Source organism: Massilia solisilvae (assembly GCF_024753215.1).
Classification (GTDB): Bacteria; Pseudomonadota; Gammaproteobacteria; order Burkholderiales; family Burkholderiaceae_D; genus Telluria; species Telluria solisilvae.
The window spans coordinates 1,649,530-1,668,254 of sequence record NZ_JANUGV010000001.1; the positions used below are offsets into that span (position 1 = coordinate 1,649,530).

At 67.3% G+C, this 18,725-nt stretch carries 16 protein-coding genes; 11 read left to right on the plus strand and 5 right to left on the minus strand.

Annotated elements, in window-relative coordinates; translation table 11 throughout:
* The first annotated feature begins 49 nt into the window (after positions 1 to 49).
* The 4 genes from NX773_RS07460 to sorB all read left to right on the plus strand — a co-directional run bounded on the left by NX773_RS07460 (position 50) and on the right by sorB (position 4,234).
* A complete protein-coding gene (locus NX773_RS07460; RefSeq protein WP_258855674.1) occupies positions 50 to 1,006 on the plus strand; it encodes a helix-turn-helix transcriptional regulator in 957 nt (318 codons plus the stop codon).
* 134 nt (positions 1,007 to 1,140) lie between these two features.
* Positions 1,141 to 2,484, plus strand: coding sequence for an alpha/beta fold hydrolase (locus NX773_RS07465; RefSeq protein ID WP_258855675.1), 1,344 nt, complete (start codon positions 1,141 to 1,143; stop codon positions 2,482 to 2,484).
* A gap of 153 nt (positions 2,485 to 2,637) precedes the next feature.
* On the plus strand, positions 2,638 to 3,873 hold the full coding sequence (sorA, locus tag NX773_RS07470; protein WP_258855676.1) for a SorA family sulfite dehydrogenase catalytic subunit: 1,236 nt from the start codon (positions 2,638 to 2,640) through the stop codon (positions 3,871 to 3,873).
* 10 nt (positions 3,874 to 3,883) lie between these two features.
* Positions 3,884 to 4,234: a SorB family sulfite dehydrogenase c-type cytochrome subunit gene (gene sorB / locus NX773_RS07475; RefSeq protein WP_258855677.1), complete on the plus strand. Its 351-nt coding sequence runs from the start codon at positions 3,884 to 3,886 to the stop codon at positions 4,232 to 4,234.
* A 112-nt stretch (positions 4,235 to 4,346) separates the two neighbouring features.
* Here the strand turns inward: sorB and NX773_RS07480 are convergent, their stop codons facing one another.
* On the minus strand, positions 4,347 to 6,731 hold the full coding sequence (locus NX773_RS07480) for a TonB-dependent receptor plug domain-containing protein (protein ID WP_258855678.1): 2,385 nt from the start codon (positions 6,729 to 6,731) through the stop codon (positions 4,347 to 4,349).
* Between the two features lie 183 nt (positions 6,732 to 6,914).
* On the opposite strand from NX773_RS07480, the gene NX773_RS07485 reads away from it, so the two are divergent.
* The 3 genes from NX773_RS07485 to NX773_RS07495 all read left to right on the plus strand — a co-directional run bounded on the left by NX773_RS07485 (position 6,915) and on the right by NX773_RS07495 (position 10,822).
* Entirely contained in the window at positions 6,915 to 8,303 is a 1,389-nt protein-coding gene (locus tag NX773_RS07485; RefSeq protein ID WP_258855679.1) for a metallophosphoesterase family protein, read from the plus strand.
* Between the two features lie 202 nt (positions 8,304 to 8,505).
* Entirely contained in the window at positions 8,506 to 9,693 is a 1,188-nt protein-coding gene (locus NX773_RS07490; RefSeq protein WP_258855680.1) for a cation:proton antiporter, read from the plus strand.
* 1 nt (position 9,694) lies between these two features.
* On the plus strand, positions 9,695 to 10,822 hold the full coding sequence (locus tag NX773_RS07495) for a YbdK family carboxylate-amine ligase (RefSeq protein WP_258855681.1): 1,128 nt from the start codon (positions 9,695 to 9,697) through the stop codon (positions 10,820 to 10,822).
* A gap of 5 nt (positions 10,823 to 10,827) precedes the next feature.
* Here NX773_RS07495 and NX773_RS07500 read toward each other — a convergent pair whose 3' ends face one another.
* Positions 10,828 to 11,319, minus strand: coding sequence for a MarR family winged helix-turn-helix transcriptional regulator (locus NX773_RS07500; RefSeq protein ID WP_258855682.1), 492 nt, complete (start codon positions 11,317 to 11,319; stop codon positions 10,828 to 10,830).
* A gap of 154 nt (positions 11,320 to 11,473) precedes the next feature.
* On the opposite strand from NX773_RS07500, the gene NX773_RS07505 reads away from it, so the two are divergent.
* On the plus strand, positions 11,474 to 13,900 hold the full coding sequence (locus tag NX773_RS07505) for a penicillin-binding protein 1A (protein WP_258855683.1): 2,427 nt from the start codon (positions 11,474 to 11,476) through the stop codon (positions 13,898 to 13,900).
* A 147-nt stretch (positions 13,901 to 14,047) separates the two neighbouring features.
* Here NX773_RS07505 and NX773_RS07510 read toward each other — a convergent pair whose 3' ends face one another.
* Both NX773_RS07510 and NX773_RS07515 read right to left on the minus strand, forming a co-directional pair.
* Positions 14,048 to 15,157, minus strand: a complete 1,110-nt coding sequence (locus NX773_RS07510) for a mechanosensitive ion channel family protein (protein WP_258855684.1) — start codon at positions 15,155 to 15,157, stop codon at positions 14,048 to 14,050.
* Positions 15,158 to 15,254: 97 nt separating this feature from the next.
* Positions 15,255 to 15,431 (minus strand): DUF3606 domain-containing protein, encoded by a 177-nt coding sequence (locus NX773_RS07515; RefSeq protein ID WP_258855685.1) that lies wholly within the window; start codon positions 15,429 to 15,431, stop codon positions 15,255 to 15,257.
* 268 nt (positions 15,432 to 15,699) lie between these two features.
* Between NX773_RS07515 and NX773_RS07520 the strand changes: the two genes are divergently transcribed.
* The 3 genes from NX773_RS07520 to NX773_RS07530 all read left to right on the plus strand — a co-directional run bounded on the left by NX773_RS07520 (position 15,700) and on the right by NX773_RS07530 (position 17,768).
* Positions 15,700 to 16,023 (plus strand): thioredoxin family protein, encoded by a 324-nt coding sequence (locus tag NX773_RS07520; protein ID WP_258855686.1) that lies wholly within the window; start codon positions 15,700 to 15,702, stop codon positions 16,021 to 16,023.
* Positions 16,020 to 17,312, plus strand: a complete 1,293-nt coding sequence (locus NX773_RS07525) for an MFS transporter (protein WP_258855687.1) — start codon at positions 16,020 to 16,022, stop codon at positions 17,310 to 17,312. Before NX773_RS07520 ends, NX773_RS07525 begins: the two co-directional genes overlap by 4 nt.
* A 72-nt stretch (positions 17,313 to 17,384) precedes the next feature.
* Positions 17,385 to 17,768, plus strand: coding sequence for a DoxX family protein (locus NX773_RS07530; protein ID WP_258855688.1), 384 nt, complete (start codon positions 17,385 to 17,387; stop codon positions 17,766 to 17,768).
* Positions 17,769 to 17,774: 6 nt separating this feature from the next.
* Here NX773_RS07530 and NX773_RS07535 read toward each other — a convergent pair whose 3' ends face one another.
* A complete protein-coding gene (locus NX773_RS07535) occupies positions 17,775 to 18,602 on the minus strand; it encodes a DUF481 domain-containing protein (protein ID WP_307728446.1) in 828 nt (275 codons plus the stop codon).
* Positions 18,603 to 18,725 lie beyond the last annotated feature (123 nt).

The following is an 18,725-nucleotide window of genomic DNA, read 5'->3' on the forward strand; positions in this document are numbered from 1 at the left end:
TACGCGCTACAATACCTCAATCCCAGTCACCGATCCGGCCGCCACGCGTATGGAGCCATTTGTCGCCGAGCTGTCCCGCCTTTACCGCATCGCCTCGAGCACGCCGGTCGAGCAGTTCGCGGGCTGCGCGCTCGACCAGCTGCGCGAGTGGATCGATTTCGACGGCGCCGTATTCGGCTTCGGCGAAACCGGCGCGGACCGGCTGACGATCGGCAGCTGCGCCATCTACAACCGCGACGCGGCGATCGTTGGCGAGTATGCCGCGGTGTCGGCCGCCGATCCCACCACACGCCGTTTTCTGCAGGCCCCGGGCATGGTGGCGAACGTCGATACGCAGGCCGACTACAGCGCGCACGATGCCCAACTAAAGGATTTCGTGCGCCGCCACGACATCCGCCACCTGCTGCTGCTTGGTGAACCGGCGGCCGTTCCGGGGCACCTGCGCTGGATCGTCCTGTACCGCGGCACCCGGACCGGCTTCGGCCGGTACGAGTCGGCCCGGCTGTCGGCCGCATGGTCGCACCTGCTGTGCGCGCTGGACCTGAACCGGACCCGCGCGCTCGACCTGCATGCGCTGTCGGACGCGCCGCGCGCGGCGGCGCTGGCCGGCCCCGGCGGCGCGATCGAAGCGGCCAATCCGCTGTTCGTCGAGATGCTGCGGCGCGAATGGCGCAATGCCACGCCTGCGTTTCTGCCGCCGGCCCTGTGCGAGGCGATGCGCGGCCCCGGCCCCTACGTGGGGCGCGAGATCGAAGTGCACTTCACGCGCAAGGGCGACTACACGCTGTGCCAGGCCGCTCGCCTGAGCGCCGTGGCCAGGCTCAGTCCGCGCGAGGCGCAGGTTGCCCGCGGCTTTGCGGCGGGCCAGGACTACAAGACGATTGCGGCGCTGCTCGGCATCTCGCCCAACACGGTGCGCGCCCAGCTGGCCAGCGTGTACCGCAAGCTGGAAATCAACGACAAGGCGATGCTGGCCGCCGCGCTCTCCACAGCACCTTGCAACTGATGCCGGCGCCCGGCCCGCATGCGGCCGCGCATAGTGCATTTGCATGATTCCGGTTTTCCGTCCGCCGCTTTACTGTTATCTCCGCCTTCATCCGACTGGAGGCGCGGATAACCATAAAACGAACGGAGACCATCATGACGCAGGCGCGACGCCTCATTCCACTGCTTTTCCTGACACTTGCTATCGGCCTTGCGGGCTGCGGCGCCGGCGACCAGGGGGCGCAAGGGCCGACCGGGCCCGCCGGCGCGACCGGGCCGGCCGGCGCCAATGCGGACGCCATCGCCACCATCGGCGAGGGTGCGATCATCATCGACGGCGTGGCTGCGGGCGATCCGAAGGAAAGCATCTATGTCCGCAAGGTCGGCCACGGACCGAAGACCATCGTCCTCATCCCGGGCAATAACACCTCGGGCGTCGCCTTCGACGGCATGCTCGGCTATTTCCGTTCGGTCGACGCGCTCAACGACGCCTATACCGTGTATGCCTTCGATTACCGCGGCAGCGGCAGGTCCAGCTACAACAAGAAGATCACGTCGCTGAAGGATTTTGCGCTCGACTTCGAGAAGGTGATGAACAAGATCACCGGCTTTCCGACTTCCGGCGTGACCCTGGTCGGCTACTCGATGGGCTTTGGCGTCGCTCTGGAGATGGTGATCGCCAACCCGGCTCGCTACGGCAACGTGGTCAGCCTGGCGGGCATCGGCACGCGCGGCATTCGCGTCAGCTTCAACGCCGGCCAGGCGGGGACCGACGCTGCAGGCCATGCATGGGCCAATGGCGACTGGGTGAGCGTGACGAACGACGCCGCGGGCCTGGCCGGGACCGAGTTCCAGCAGCGCTCCTGGCAAGGCGACCAGCGCACCTACGCGAACGTCCAGGCGACATGGGACGCGGTGGTCTATAACGACGTTCTCAAATACGACATCAGCAAGGCCTTCACGGTGGCCGCGGTGACCGACCCGACGTTCCGCGCCGCGCCGAGCTACGTCAATTCGCTGATGGACGGCTTCAACATCCAGTACATGCCGGAATCGCTGTACTACTCGCACAAGTTCAACGTCTCGTCGATCGACGTGGTCAAGGGCACCCCCAATGCCGACGGCAGCGTGGTGACGATCCCGGGCGACGGCCGCCTGGCGACGCTGTTGACCGGCAAGCGCGCGCTGCTGGTAAAGGCGAGCACCGACTTTGCCACCTGGCGCGGCGACCAGGTCATCTACGACAACTACACGGCCACCTCGAAATACGATCTCAAGCGCGCGGGCGCCGACGTCACCGCCGTGATGATCAACCCCGGCCAGGGCTTCGACCACGGCTTTCCGGTGGCGCATCCGCTCGAGACGGTGCGCCTGATCGATGCCTTCATCAAGGGGAACGTCACGGCTGGCAGCGCGGCGCTCGCCCTGGGCAATGCGGGCGTTGCCGTGTACCCGAGCGGGGAGACGGCCTGGGAGACCGCCACCTTCACCGGGTTCTGACGGTAGCCGCGCCCGGCGCACTGCTGGGCGCTTCTCTTGTGTAGCGCCGGGTTTGATGCTAGCGTATTCAGGTGGCGGGGCGCGCTTGCGCCATGCTTCGAGCCAGCAGACGGTTTGACCTGAAATACAACGACAACGATTTCGGAGGCAGACATGGGAAGCGAGCGAGACAAGCCGCACAGCGCCCAGCGGCGTGCGGTGCTGCGACAAGCCGGTGCCTTGGGCGCGGCATCGGCCCTGGGCGGGATGGCACTGCCGGCGCTGGCCAGCAAATCCGTCAACCTGGGCTTCGAGAACGGGGAGCGCGAGCTGGTCGCGTTTCCCCAGAAACGGCCGTTGATCCTGCTGACCAGCCGGCCGCCGCAGCTCGAAACGCCGTTCGGCGTCTTCAACGAAAACATCATCACCCCCAACGACGCGTTCTTCGTCCGTTACCACTGGAGTGGGGTGCCCACCTCGATCGATCCCGGAACGTATCGGCTGCACGTGGGCGGCAACGTGAACACGCCGCTTGAACTGTCGCTCGCGGAGCTCAGGCAAATGGGCGGCATGGAGCTCACCGCCGTCAACCAGTGCTCCGGCAACAGCCGCGGCTTCTTCCAGCCGCGCGTGAACGGCGGCCAGCTCGGCAACGGAGCGATGGGCAACGCGCGCTGGACCGGCGTGCCGCTCAAGACAGTTCTCGAGCGCGCGGGCCTGAAGGCGGGCTCGGTGCAGGTGTCGTTCAACGGCATGGACATGCCACCGGTGGCGGGCGGTCCGGATTTCGTCAAGGCGCTCGACGTCGACCACGCCATGGACGGCGAGGTCATGCTGGCCTACCTGATGAACGGGGCCGACCTGCCGGTGCTGAACGGTTATCCGGTACGCCTGATCGTGCCCGGCTACTACGGCACCTACTGGGTCAAGCACGTCAACGATATCCAGGTGCTCGACAAGACCTTCGACGGCTTCTGGATGGCGTCGGCCTACCGCATTCCGGACAACGCCTGCGCCTGCGTGCCGCCGGGTACATCGGTGGCAAAGTCGCGCCCCATCGGCCGTTTCGACGTGCGCTCGTTCATCACCAGCGTGGCCAACGGCGCGCAGGTGAAGGCAGGGCAGGAGCTGGTGCTCAAGGGGATCGCGTTTGACGGCGGCTCGGGCATCGCCGAGGTGGCCGTGTCCATCGACGGCGGCAACAGCTGGCGCACGGCGCGCCTGGGCGAGGACCTTGGCAAGTACTCGTTTCGCGCGTGGAGCACGAGCGTGCGGCTGCCCAAGGGCGCGCACGAGCTGAAGGTGAGGGCGGTTAGCCGCATCGGGCAATCGCAGCCGATGGCGCCGCTGTGGAATCCACCCGGCTACATGCGCAACGTGGTCGAGACCACGCGCGTGACCGCTGTCTGAGGAGGACGCCATGAACGTCAAACTTGTCGGCGCCGCGCTTGCGGTGCTTGCGTGCGGTGTGGCTGTGGCGGTCGAGATCCAGCTGCCGCCCGATGCAACGGCTTACAAGCCCAGTCAGCTGCCGGGTTACCAGCTGGTGCAGCGTAACTGCATGGCCTGCCACGCGGCCGAATACCCGGCCACGCAGCCGCCCAGTTCCAACCGGGCGTACTGGGAGACCACGGTGAAGAAGATGAAGAAACCGTTCGGCGCGCAGTTCGACGATGCCGATATTCCGGCGATGGTCGATTACCTGGTCAAGACCTACGGGAACGAGCGCGGCGCGGCAGCGCCGAGCCAGAAGAAGCCTGGTGCGACGTAGGGTGGGCAGGTCCTCCTGCCCACGCGTCCAGCCAGTGCCGGCGTCATGTGAACGCGTGGGGTGAAGCTGGCCAGTGGCCAGCTGAGCAAGCTGCCCACCCTACGGGCCGCTGTTACCAGCTATAGCCCGCCTTCACGTAGTAGAACCGCCCATTGAACCCGTTCGGCGCGAACCCGCTGTAGCGCGAGATGCCGTTGTTGTTCAGGTTCGCCTTCGAGGTGATCTCGGCCGGGTAACGGTCGGTCACGTTGTCGATGCCGGCGGCGAGCCTCCAGTTGCGATCGATCTTCACGCTGCCCGACAGGTCCAGTACCCATTGCGGATCGTAGGTCTGGTCCAGCGTGGCGTCGTTCTGCGGCACCGTAAAGCTGCCGTAGCGCGTCACCACCGCGCGAGCGTTCCACGCGCCGCGGGTGTAGTCGGTGGACAGGCTCAGCTTGTCCTTGGGCGAGGCCACCGTCACGCGGTTGATGGTCTGGCGGTCCACCAGCAGCAGCTTGTTCTGGGTGAGCAGCGCGGGGTTGTCGGCGACGTGGCGCACCGCGTTCTGGTTCCAGTTGTAGCCGAGCGTGAAGTCCACGCGCGCGCCCTGCGACAGCGGCAGGCGGTACGTGCTGACCACGTCCACGCCCTTGGTGCGGGTGTCCAGCGCGTTGGTGAAGTAGCGCGCCGCGCCAATGTAGTAGCCGCGCGAGGCCATCTGCGCCTTGAGCGGGTCCGGCAGCGGCAGGTTGGCCGAGAACAGGATGCGGTCGTCGATGTCGATGCGGTACAGGTCAACCGAGGTGCTGAAGTTCTTCGACGGCTGGTACTGCAGGCCCAGGCTCAGGTTGCGCGCCTTCTCGGCCTTGAGCGGCTGCGCGCCGAGCACCTGGGCGGCCGGGTTGGTGACGGCAAAGGTGCCGGTCTCGATCGGCGTGTTCACGCCGTTGATGACGAAGAAGTTGGTAGTCGTGATGGTGTAGTACTGCTGCGCCAGCGACGGGGCGCGGAAACCGGAGGAGGCGGTACCGCGCACCGAGAAGTCGGGCGTCACCGCGTAGCGCGCCGACGCCTTGGCCGAGGTGGTGTCGCCAAAGTCGGTGTAGTGCTCATGGCGCACCGCCACCGAGCCGGCCAGCTTGTCGGTCACGTCCGCTTCCAGGTTCAGGTACGCGGACTGGTTGCTGCGGCCGTTCTTGCCGGCGTCCGTGAGACGGAAGCCCGAAAAGCCCTGCGAGCCGCTGCCGGTGTACGACGCCTCTTCGCCGGCGCCGATCTCGTAGCTCTCGTGGCGCGCCTCCAGGCCCAGCGCGACGGTCAGCGGGCCATGCAGGAACGACACCGGGATCTCGCGCGCCACGTCCAGGTTGGCCAGGGTCTGGTCGAACTTCAGGCGGCCGGCGTAGAAGTGGGTCGGGCTGGATGCCCCAAGGCTCTGGTTGATCGTGTTGTCCAGGTCCAGCGAGAATGCGTTGCTGCCATAGTTCAGGCTCCCGTCCCAGCGCCAGCCGGCCAATTCGCCGCGCAGGCCGGTCACCACGGACCTGTCGGTCGAGGTGCTGTCTTCCAGCGGCAGGAAGCCTTCCGGATAGATCGTCGGCGAGCGCAGCGCGGTGCCGACGTAGGCCGTGCGCCAGGTGGCCGCGGCCGAGGTGGTGCGCTCACCGTAGTTGGCAAAGCCGTACCACTCGATGTCGTCGTTCACGCGCACCTGGCTGTTGACGAACAGCGTGCGCGGACGGCTCTCGGGGTCGCCCAGGCGCTGGGTCACCTGGCCATAGCGCGGCTCCCTCGGGTTGCGGAAGTCGGCGCCGGCGCGGTTGGTCGGGTCCTTGTCGGCCGCTTCCAGCGCAATGCGCACCCAGCCCCGGTCGCCCAGCTCGAAGCCGGTCGAACCGCGCAGCGTCACCTGCCTGCCGTCGTGCTGCTGGTACTGGCCCCAGCCGGCTTCGACGTCGCCGCCCTTGGCGCCTTTTTTCAGGATGATGTTGATGACGCCGGCGATCGCGTCCGAGCCGTACTGCGCGGCCGCGCCGTCGCGCAGCACTTCGATGTGGTCGATCGCCTCCAGCGGAATCGCGTTCAGGTCCACCGGCGCCGAGCCGCGGCCCAGCGTGCCGTTGACGTTGATGACCGACGAGGCGTGGCGGCGCTTGCCGTTCACCAGCACCAGCACCTGGTCGGGCGACAGGCCGCGCAGCTGCGCCGGGCGCACCGCGTCGCTGGCGTCCGCGCCCGACGGACGCGGGAAGTTCACCGACGGCAGGATGCGGCCGAGGACAGTGGCCAGCTCGGTAGAGCCGGTGGCCTGCAGTTCCCTGGCGCCGATCACATCGACCGGGGACTGCGAGTCGAGCGTGCGGCGGTTTTTGGAGAAGGTGCCGGTGACGACCACCGACTGCATTTGCGCGCCGTCGTCGGCGGCGGGTTGCTGGGTTTGCGCGCTGGCGTTCAGGCCGAGCGAGCCGATCAGGCCAAGCACGAGCAGGCTCGGTGCGGTGTGGTGCTTACTCATCTTCGAAATACTTTCTTCTTCTGACATGTTGCGAGGGGGAAGCGAAGATTAGCAGTCTCATCATTCGCGCCGCCAATATTGTTTGCTTGTTTGCTTATGCGGATTCCGCGATAAGACCTCGCCCCCGGTCAGGATATGGCTGGACCATTGTGGTAAATTGCCGTTTTTGTTTCCCTGCTGGCCATGACCGCTCCTTCGCTCCGCTCGCGTGCGCTCACGCTCCTTTCCTTGTCGCTGCTCGCCGGCTGCGCCTCCTTCCACGTCGAGCAGCAGCCGGAGGCGGCTTTCGTGGTGCTGGGGGAGCAAGGCGCGCCGCTGGCGCGCGCGATCACCAGCGGTCCGGCCTGCCCGTCGATGTCGGTGGATGGCAAGGCGGTGGCCATGAACGTGCGCGCGCCGCTGCAGGCGATTCCCGCGCGCCCGACAGGCAAGCCGCAACCGGCGTCCAGCGCGGTGCTTACCTGCGAGCTCGCGCTGCCCGCTGATGCCCGCGAGGTACGGGTGGCGGGCCGCAGCCTGCCGCTGCCGCGCGCGCAAGCAAAGCGCATCGTGGTGATCGGCGACACCGGCTGCCGCATCAAAGGCAAGGAGATCCAGGACTGCAACGACGAACAGGCTTTCCCGTTCGCGCGCATTGCGGCGGTCGCCGCCGCGTTTGGTCCGGACCTGGTGGTGCACGTGGGCGACTTCCACTACCGCGAAGACCCGTGCCCGGCGGACCACAAGGGTTGCGCGGGCAGCCCGTCCGGCTATGGTTGGGACGCCTGGAACGCGGACTTCTTCCAGCCGGCGCGGGCGCTGCTGCACGCGGCGCCCTGGGTCATGGTGCGCGGCAACCACGAGTCGTGCGAGCGTGCCGGGCAGGGCTGGTGGCGCTACCTCGATCCGCGCCCCATGCTGGCGCACCGTACCTGCGACGACCCGCGCGACGACGGGGTGGGCGACTACAGCGACCCGTACGCGGTGCCGCTTGGCGCGGGGGCGCAGCTGCTCGTACTGGACACCGCCAACACTTCCTACAAGGGATTCAAGGAGGGCGACCCGCGCCGCGCCATCTACGCCGACACGCTGCGCAAGGCCGAAGCGCTGGCACGCAACGCCAGCTACAACATCGCGGTGGATCACCATCCGCTGTACGCGTTCGGTGCCACCACCGAGAAATCGGGCGCGGCGCGGCTGTTCGGGGGCGACGCAGGGCTGCTGCAGGCGTTTGGCGACGTCACGCCGCGCTATCTGCCGGCCAGCGTGGACATGCTCCTGTCCGGGCACGTGCACCTGTGGGAGCAGGTGAGCTTTGCGAGCGATCACCCGAGCCAGTTCGTGAGCGGTTTTTCCGGCACTGCCGAGGACCTGGTGCCGCTGCCGGCCTCGGTAGCGCCGGGCCTGAGCCCGACCCCCGGTGCAGTGGTGGCGCACATGAGTTCGTGGATCGACGGCTTCGGCTTCATGACGATGGAGCGCACCGGCGCGCGCGACTGGCTCGTCAAGGTGTGGGACCGCGACGGCCGCGCGCGCAACAGCTGCACCGTCAGCGGCAGCAAGTCGGTCTGCGAGGTGGCGCAGGTCAAGTAGGACCAGTCCTACATTGGCACAAATCTAGTTGCATCCGAGCTACGGATGAGGCAGTATAGGGGTGTTGGAGCGCCGCCTCTCCGGGTGGCCCGCTCGATCAGCGATGAGGGCTATTGCTTACCTCTTGCGCCCCCGGCCAGCCCGGGGGCATTTTTTCGCCGCGATCGGCCCGCAATCCCCCCAGCTTTACGGATCTGCCCGCATGACCGACCTGATCTCCCTTGCATCCCGCCTCGCCTGGCCATTGGCACTTACGCTGGCCTGGATGGCGGGTGAACTGATGTACCGCTTTTCCGGCATGCCGCGCATCGCCGTCTATGGCCTTGCCGGCTTCGTGTTCGGCAACGTGGCCGCCGGCTACCTGCCGCCATCCGAGGCGCAAGCCTTCATGCTGCTGGCCAATCTTGGCTTCGGCCTGATGCTGTTCGAGCTTGGCTACCGCATCAACCTGCGCTGGCTGCGCAACAACCCGTGGATCCTCGTCACCTCGCTGGCGGAAAGCCTCTGCACCTTTGCCGCCGTGTACTTTGTCGCGACCTATTGCGGCACGCCGCCGCTGGCCGCCGGGCTGCTGGCCGCGCTGGCCATGTCGACCTCGCCCGCCGGACTGCTGCGGGTGTTGAACGAGCAGGCCAGCTCGGGCCAGGTGACCGAGCGCGCGCTGCACCTGTCGGCGCTGAACTGCGTGCTGGCGGTGTTCGCGTTCAAGGTGGTGGTCGGCATCGGCGTGTTCCAGACGTCCGGCGACCTGGCGCACGCCGCGTGGAGCAGCCTGGTCGTGCTGGCCGCGTCGGCGCTCCTGGGGGCACTGTTCGGCGTGGCCGTGCCGCTGTGGCTGCGCCGGATCGACAACGCCGCGCGCGACGCCACGCTTGCCTTCGCGATTGCGGTGTTCCTGCTGGTCGTGATCACCCACGTGCTGGTGTTCTCGCCCGTGCTGGCCGCGCTCACCTTCGGCATCGTCGCGCGCCACCGCCGCATTGCGCTCTCGCCGGCGCAGCGCAACTTCGGGGTGCTGGGCGACCTGCTGTCGGTGCTGCTGTTCTTTTTCGTGGCCACCACGCTGTCGTGGGATCAGGTGGCACGCGGATTTGCGCTGGGCCTGTTGCTGGTGTTGGTGCGCACCCTGATCAAGGTCGCCGTATGCACCGCGTTCGCACGGGTGTCCGGCATCACGGCGCGCAAGGGAGCGCTGTCGGGACTGGCGCTCACGCCGATGGCGGTGTTCGCGATTTTGCTGCTGGAGCAGACCCGGCGCCTTGGCGTGGACCTGTTCCACAGCCTGGCGCCGCTGGCCGCGATCGCGCTGCTGCTCGAGGTGGCCGGGCCGCTGGTCACGCAGCGCGCCGTGCTGCTGGCCCGTGAAGCGCGCAGCGCGCGGGAGGAATGACATGCCGCTTGAACGATTCGCCACTTCCGATTCGCTGACCATGGGCGTGGAGCTGGAATTGCAGCTCGTGAGCCTGTCCGACTTCGACCTGGTGGCTGCCTCGCCTGACATGCTGGAGCTGCTCGGGCGCGCGCCGTTCCCGGGTAACGTCACCCCCGAGATCACCGAGAGCATGATCGAGATTAACAGCAGCGTGCACACCGGCCACGCGGACCTGTTGGCCCAGCTGCGCGAGATCCGCGACCGGCTGCTGGCGGCGGGCGACCGGCTCAACGTGGGCGTGTGCGGCGGCGGCACGCATCCGTTCCAGCAGTGGTCGCAGCGGAAGATCTTTTCCAAGCCGCGCTTTCGGCAGGTGTCGGCGCTGTACGGCTATCTGGCCAAGCAGTTCACGGTGTTCGGCCAGCACGTGCACATTGGCTGCAGCTCGGGCGATGAGGCGTTGTTCCTGCTGCATTCGCTCAACCGCTACATCCCGCATTTCATCGCGCTCTCGGCGTCCTCGCCGTTCCTGCAGGGATACGACACGCTGTTTAACTCGGCGCGCCTGAATTCGGTGTTCGCGTTTCCACTGTCGGGCCGCGCGCCGTTCCTGCTGCGTTGGGAAGACTTCGAGCGCGACTATTTCGCCCGCATGGAAAGCACCGGCATCGTCAAGAGCATGAAGGACTTCTACTGGGACCTGCGGCCCAAGCCGGAGTACGGCACCATCGAGCTGCGCGTGTGCGACACGCCGCTCACGGTGGAGCGGGCCGCGGCCCTGGCGTGCTACCTGCAGGCGCTGTGCCGCCACCTGCTCGAACGCCGGGAGCCGGCGCCGCGCGAGGACGACTACCTGGTGTACAACTACAACCGCTTCCAGGCCTGCCGCTTCGGGCTGGACGGGACCATCGTGCACCCGCAGACGCACGAGCAGATGTCACTGCGCGAGGACATCCTGACCACGCTGCGGCACCTGGAGCCGCATGCGCAGGCGCTGGGCAGCGAAGCGGCACTGGACCATATCTACCATGAGGCGCATGCCGGCAGCGACGCTTACTTCTTGCGCGACGCGTTCGCTCAGGCCGGCAGCGCCGAGGGCATCGTCGATGCTGCGCTGCGGCGTTTTCGGGGCGAAGGGGAGGCGTGACCGGGTCAGAGCTGGGCGAGCGGCACCCCGGCGCCGGCTTCGTCGGCGGCGAGCGCGGCGATCAGCTTGTCCAGGTCCTGTTCCAGCCGCGCCAGCGTTTCGGGGTCGAGCGCGGAGAGCGCGTCCGGCAGCACGCCGGCAAACGGCATCGGCGCGCTCTTGAGCACGGCCTCGCCGGCCGGCAGCAGGCGCAGCGCCACGCTGCGGCGGTCCAGGCCCTCGCGCGCGCCCACGACCAAGCCGCGCTCGACCAGCGCCTTGATCAGGTTGCTGGCGGTGGACTGGTGGATGTCGAGCTCGCGCGCGAGGTCGGTGACGCCAATGCCGGGCTGGCGCTCGATCACCGCCAGCGCCCACAGCTGGGCGCCGCCCACGCCCGCCTCGCGCTCGACCTGGCGGAAGTGGGTCTTGACCGCATTGAAGACGATACGGAACTGGCGCAGCACGCGCGTGGACGGCGCCAGCGCGTCGTCCTGATTTTGAATGAAATCAGTCATGGGGCGAATGATATAGGAAATTGTCGCGCCACCCCGCTTTCGCGCCGTCCGTGCACCATGACCCGGGGTCCAAAGTGAGGTGAACCACCGTCAGCTGCGCCGTCCTCGGCTATACTTGCTGCTCTTATCAGTAATGCGGACAGGGTAAAGACAAGTGGCCGAGGACGACAACACAGGCAGCCGGCTCAAACGACATGGAAAACGGCTGTTCGACGCGGCCCAGGTTTCGGCCCGCAACGGCTACCAGCTGGCGCAGGGCAAGCTCCAGAATCGCACGCCGCTCCAGCGCGCCGCCCTGGTCAGCCTGTGGAGCCTGCTCGCGCTGATCGTGCTCGGCACGCTGTACATGCTGCTGCTGGTCCCGCTCACGCCCGGCATTTCAGACCTCAGGCATGCGCGCGTGGCCCGCCCCACGGTGATGCTGTCAGCCGACGGGCGCGAACTGGCCAGCTTCGAGCAGGGGCTGCAGGAGCGGGTCAAGCTGTCGCAGATTTCGCCGCACGTCATCAACGCGCTGATCGCCACCGAGGACCACCGCTTCTACGACCACCACGGGGTGGACTTCACCCGCATCGGCGGGGCGCTGGTGGCCAGCCTGCACGGCGACACGCAGGGCGGCTCGACCATCACCCAGCAGCTGGCGCGGAACATGTTCCCCGAGGAGATCGGGCGCTCGCGCAGCCTGAACCGCAAGCTCAAGGAGCTCATCACCGCGATCAAGATCGAGAATACCTACAGCAAGCCCGAGATTCTCGAGATGTACCTGAACACGGTGCCGTTCCTGTACAACACCTTCGGCATCGAGATGGCCGCGCGCACCTACTTCGGCAAGCCGGCCGCGCAGCTGGATATCGTCGAGAGCGCGACGCTGGTGGGCATGCTCAAGGGGACCAACTACTACAACCCGGTGACCAATCCCGAGCGTTCGGTCCAGCGCCGCAACGTGGTGCTGGGCCAGATGCTCAAGCAGGGCGCGTTTTCGGAAGCGCGCTACAAGCAGCTGCTCAAGCGCCCGCTGCGGGTGCACTTCGCGCGCCAGACAGCCGAGCGCAATACCAAGGAAAACCACTTTACGGCCTACGTGCGCAAGTGGCTGATCGACTGGGCCGACGAGAACGACTACAACCTGAACCTGGACGGCCTGGTGGTGCGCACCACCCTCGACTATGACCTGCAGCAGGCCGCGCAGCGCGCGGTGGAGCGCCAGGCCGCGGCGCTGCAGGCGGTGGCGGACGTCGAGTGGGCGCGCGCCCAGCCGCCCGGCGGCAGCTCGACTGGCCTGTACACCGACCTGCACGGCAGCGTGGCGCCGTTCGACTACTTCTGGCGCTCGCACGCCGACCTGCTCGACCAGTTCGTGCGCGAGTCCGGCGCCTACCGCCGCGCCATTGATGGTGGCGAGGCGCCGGCGGCGGCATTCAAGCGCCTGAAGGCCGACCGTGATTTCATCGCCAAGCTGAAGGCAACCAAGACCCGGCTCGAGGCAGGCTTCGTGGCCATGGACCCGAACAGCGGCGAGATCAAGGCCTGGATCGGCAGCCGCGATTTCCAGCGCGAGCAGTACGACCACGTGGTGCAGGCGGCGCGCCAGCCGGGGTCCACGTTCAAGCCGATCGTCTACGGCGCGGCGCTCGAACGCGGCATCACGCCCGACCATCCGTATCTGGACGCGGTGATGGACATCAAGGCGGCGGACGGCACGATCTGGCGGCCGACCGACATGAGCGGCACTACCGGCCGCCAGATGACGCTGCGCGACGGCCTGGTGTTCTCGAAGAATACGATCACCGCCCAGGTGATGCAGGACGTCGGCCTGCCGCCGATCGTCAAGCTGGCGCGCGACATGGGTATCCGCGAGAGCAAGCTGTCGCAGGTGCCGTCGCTGGCGCTGGGCACGAGCCCGGTCACGCTGCTGGAGATGGTCAACGCCTACTCGACCATCGCGGCGCAGGGCAGCTATCGCCGGCCGGTTTTCATCAAGAGCATCTCGGACCGTGATGGCAAGGTGATCGCCCAGTTCGACAGCGGCAAGCCTGAAACGGCCTTGTCCAACGCGTCGGCAGTCACGCTGATCGACATGATGCGCGGGGTGGTCAACCGCGGTACCGGCACGGCCGTGCGCTACCGCTTCGGCATCAACGCGGACGTGGCGGGCAAGACCGGCACCACGCAGAACAATGCCGACGGCTGGTTCATCCTGATGCACCCGAACCTCGTGGCCGGCGCGTGGGTTGGCTTCAACGACACGCGGGTGGCGATGCGCAGCAGCTACTGGGGGCAGGGCGGCCACAACGCCGTGCTGCTGGTGGGCGACTTCTTCAAGACGGCGCTCGACAGTGGCAAGCTGGACGCGCGGGCGGTCTTCCCGGGCGGGCGCCCGCCACCGCCGGTGCAGCGCAACCAGGAGCCCGAGCCGGACATGGAAGAGCAGCCGAGCGACCTGCAGCAGGACGGCGCGCCGCCACCGCAACCGCCGGCCCCGCAGCCGCCGCCGGAAGAGGATGAGCCGCCGGCCCAGACCCTGCCGCCGCCACCGGAGAGCGCGCCGGTGCAGGGGCAGCAGTCCAGTTCCGACGTTTAGGCCCATATCGCCCCCCCAGCACGTCGTCCCGGCGCAAGCCGGGACCCATGCCGAGCGTGCGGTTCCGAGTCGGATGCCGCGACCATTCACGCGGTCTATGGGTCCCGGCGTCCGCCGGGACGACGGTGGATGGCTGTACGAACGCTTTCAATGCAGGTTGCGCACGTTCCCCGCGCCGCGCTTTTCGCCGCCATGCCCCTGGTCGTGCACCAGCATGGTCTGCGGCGGCGTGGAGGTCGAGATGCCCTGGTCGATGAACATCTGCATCGCCTCCAGGATGATGGCCTGCTGGGTATCCATGAACTTGATGTAGTCCGCCGTCAGCATCGTGTAGGCCACCTCGAACTCGATGAAGTTCTGGTCGAGCGACTTGACGTGCGCACGCTCGAAGTTCACCTTGTCCTTGGTCTCGACGATGCGCTTGAGCGCGGGCGGCACCTTGGCCGCCAGCTCGGGCGGCGTGGTCGGGCAGGCGCGCAGGCTGAACTGCACATGGCGCGTTTGCATACGCTTGAAGTTGTGGACCGTGTTCTTGAGGATCTCGGCGTTCGAAATCACGATCTGCTCGCCCGACAGCGCGCGGATGCGCGTGGTCTTGAGTCCCACGTGCTCGACGGTGCCCGAAAAGTCGTTCACCGCCAAAAAGTCGCCCACCTCGAAGGGCTTGTCCACGGCAATGGCGAGCGAGGCAAACAGGTCCCCCAGGATGTTCTGCACCGCCAGCGCGATCGCCACCCCACCAATGCCCAGGCTGGCGACAAAGGTCGTTACGTTGATCCCCAGGTTGGACAGCATCGCCAGCGCGAACACGGTCCACACGCTCGTTTGCAGCACCCAGATCATCAGCGTATGCGCGACCGTGACCTGGTCGTCCTCGGCGCCATGCCCGTGCTGACGGAAGTAGCGCCGCGCCGTGACCGCAACCGCGCGGTGCAGCCACAGCGCCAGCTGCGCACCCAGCGTGATGAACCACAGGTGGCGCACCCTTTCGTTCCACGGTGCGGGCAGGTCGAGCACCGACAGGCCGATCAAGAGTGCGGTGGCGATGATCGCCAGGTTGCTGGTGCGCGCCAGCGTCTGGCGCAGCACCTCGCCCACCGGCCGGTGCGCGCGCTCGTCGGACAGTTTGCAGACGCGCCGCCGGAACAGCAGCAGCGCGGCGTGGATGACGATGAAGCTGACCACCGCTGCGGCCAGGGCGAACAGTGCGTTGGGCAGCGTGATGTTCAAGGATGAGATGAATCCGCGGATATCCAAGGCGGCCTCCTTTCAAAAGGGCGACGCCGGCCGGCAGCGCGTCCTGGCGCTGCGGGTCGGCGTCGCGGGAAAGACGGGATGGGGAGGGGGCGGTGCGTCAGCGCTTGAGCTGTTCGCGCACGGCGGTCACGCTGTTGCCCGCCTGCTGGACCGCGCGCGCGAGTTCCTCCTGCGAGACGCCCAGTTCGCGGGTCCAGTACTTCACTTCCCAGGGTTCGTTCATGTTGATGCGCGAACGGTCCTGCTGCCCGCGCTGGTTCAGGTCGTCTGCCATGATGTCCTCCTGCATGATGAGCATGGGCCGAGCATGCCACCTCCCGCGCCCGGTTTCCGTTCGCTGTCGAACGTTCAGGCCGGTTGCTGGAAGTCGCCGGTAGGGTGGGCAGGTCCTCCTGCCCACGCGTTCAGCCACGGCTTGCACACCCGGGCCGGCAGCGAACCGGACCGCAGTCGAACGCGTGGGCGGGAAACCCGCCCACCCTACGCGAAGTGCCCGTTTTGAGGTACGCTTGCAATATCAGCACTATCAGGAGCCAAACCGCATGACCAAGCCTTACGAAACGGCCCAGCCCGAGCGCAGCGCCATCGATGCAATGCCGGGCCCGATCGCCCTTGATTTCGGCACCAACTGGTGCGGCTACTGTCGCGCGGCCGAGCCGCTCATCGAGAGCGCGCTGGCCGACCACCCCGGCATCGAGCACATCAAGGTCGAGGACGGACCGGGCCGCCCGCTCGGCCGCTCGTTTCGCATCAAGCTGTGGCCGACCGTGGTGGTGCTCAAGAACGGGCAGGAGGTCGCGCGCGTGACGCGCCCGGCCGATGCCGACGAGGTGCGCGCCGCGCTCGCCAAGGCGGCCGGCGCATGACGGCGGCCACCGCGACGCGCCCGGTCAACCGCCCGGCGACGGTGCTGTTCGCCAGTCTGGCCGGTACCACCATCGAATTCTTCGACTTCTACACCTACGCCAACGCGGCCGTGCTGGTGTTCCCCAAGCTGTTCTTCCCGGCCAGCGACGCCGTGGCGGCGACCATGCAGTCGCTGGTCACGTTCGCGCTGGCCTTCCTCGCGCGCCCGTTCGGCTCGGCCCTGTTCGGCCACTTCGGCGACCGCATCGGCCGCAAGGCCACGCTGGTGGCGGCGCTGCTCACGATGGGCATCTCGACGGTGGTGATCGGCCTGCTGCCGACCTATGCCGACATCGGCATGTGGGCGCCGGTGCTGCTTGCCCTGTGCCGCTTCGGCCAGGGCCTGGGTCTGGGCGGCGAGTGGGGCGGGGCGGTGCTGCTGGCCACCGAGAATGCGCCGCCGAGCCGGCGCGCGTGGTACGGCATGTTCCCGCAGCTGGGCGCGCCGATCGGCTTCTTCCTGTCGTCCGGTGTGTTCCTGCTGCTGTCGCAAACGCTGTCGGACCGCGAGTTCTTTGCCTATGGCTGGCGCATCCCGTTCCTGGCCAGCGCGCTGCTGGTGCTGGTGGGCCTGTACGTGCGGCTGACCCTGACCGAGACCCCCGCCTTCCGCGACGTCCTCGACCGCAACGAGCGCGTGCGCGTGCCGGCGCTCACGGTGTTCCGCGAACACCGCCGTCCGCTGGTGCTGGGCACCTTCCTGGCGGTGGCCACCTTCGTCGTGTTCTACATCATGACGGTGTTCACCATGAGCTGGGGCACCAGCGCGCTGCACTACTCACGCAAGGAGCTGCTGCTGCTGCAGCTGTTCGCGGTGGTGTTTTTCGGCCTCACGATCCCGCTGTCGGCGGTGCTGGCCGACCGGCGCGGTGCGCGCATGGCCATGATCGTGGTATCGGTGCTGATCGCCGCGTTCGGCCTGTTCATCAAGCCGCTGTTCGGTTCCGGCCACCTGACGCTGGTGACGGTGTTCATGGTGCTGGGCCTGTCCCTGACCGGCCTGACCTATGGCCCGCTGGGCACCTTGCTGTCCGAGCTGTTTCCAGCCTCGGTGCGCTACACCGGTTCGTCGCTCAGCTTCAACCTGGCCGGCATCCTTGGCGCCTCGCTGGCGCCCTATATCGCGATGACGCTGGCCACCAGCCACGGCCTGCAATACGTGGGCTATTACCTGAGCGCCAGCGCCTTGCTCAGCCTTGGCGCGCTGCTGCTGACCGAGAAGACCCCCGCGGGCGCGGCGTTGCGCTAGCGAGCGTCGCCCGCGCACGCTTGAGCTTGCGCGGGCGATGACCTATGCTGGTAGCACACCAGCGGAGGTGATATGGACGCTTTGCTCAACCTGCTTGCGCGGATCCTGATGTCGCAGATCTTCATCGTCTCGGGCTTCGGCAAGATCACCGGCTATGCCGGCACCCAGCAATACATGCAGGCGGCCGGGGTGCCCGGCTTTCTGCTGCCGGTCGTGATTCTGGTCGAACTGGGCGGCGGCCTCGCGCTGCTGTTCGGTGCCAAGGCGCGCTGGGCGGCGCTGCTGCTGGCCGGGTTCTCGCTGGCATCGGCCTTGCTGTTTCATCTGCACCCGGGCGACCAGATGCAGATGATTAACTTCATGAAGAACCTGGCCATGGCCGGCGGGCTGTTGATGGTCACCCGCCACGGCGCCGGGCGGCCGTCGCTGGACCACCGGCTGGAACGCTCGCCCTGAGCTGGGTCAGAACGAATAGACCATCGTCAGCGAGGTCTGGGTATCGGTGTTCTTCTTGTCGGCCGGGACACTGGTGTCGTTGCGCAGGCTGAAGCCGGCCTTCATCTGCATCGTGCCATTGATCTTGGTGCTGATCGAGGTCTCTGCGATCGAGTGCGTGTTGGACGTGCCGCGCTCCACGCTCACGTTCTGCACGAACCAGGCCGACGGGCTGACGGCCCAGCGAAACAGCGCGGCGCCGCGCACCGTCACGCCGCTTTCGCTTTCGCCGATCGAGTGCACGCCGTGGAAGTAGCCCGGGCCGATCTCCACGTCAAGCGTCTTGTCGTCCGTCTTGTACCACTGCGAACCGTAACCGACCGCCAGGCTCGAATAGCGGGTGTAGGCGCCGAACTTGTCGTCCACGTGCGAACCGAGCACGAAAGCGCGCTTGCCTTCCTGGAGCAGCTTGAACGCGGCCTTGGCCGACAGCGTGAAGCGCTCGGCCGAGCGCTGCTTGACGCGGTGGCCGTCGTCGGTGGTGACCTCGTCCTCCTTGAAGTAGCCGCTGGCGATGTACTCGTTGCTCCAGTTGGCCGACTCGTGGCGCGCATCGATCTTGCCGGTGAACGAAGTGCCGGTGGTGTTACCCGAGGTGGTGATCGCGCCCATTTCGGCCGAGGTGAACCAGCCGCCGTCGGGCAGCGTGGCGGGCGGCTTGACCGTCAGCGGCGCATGCACGTTGATGGTCTCGCCCGGCTTGGCGGTGGGGACGGCGTCGGCCAGATCGTCGGCCAAAGCGGGAATGGAAACGGCGGCGGCGAGCGCCAGCGCGAAGAGCGATTGAGATTTCATAGGCATCCGTGCGGCTGGCGCATGCGCCCGCGCCAAGCGCGGCGGGGCCAGCCCGTCTTTCGTGAGTCGCCCGCCCGGCTTGGAGCGCGCGTGGCGCGCCGTGCGGCTGAGTTCACATTGTAG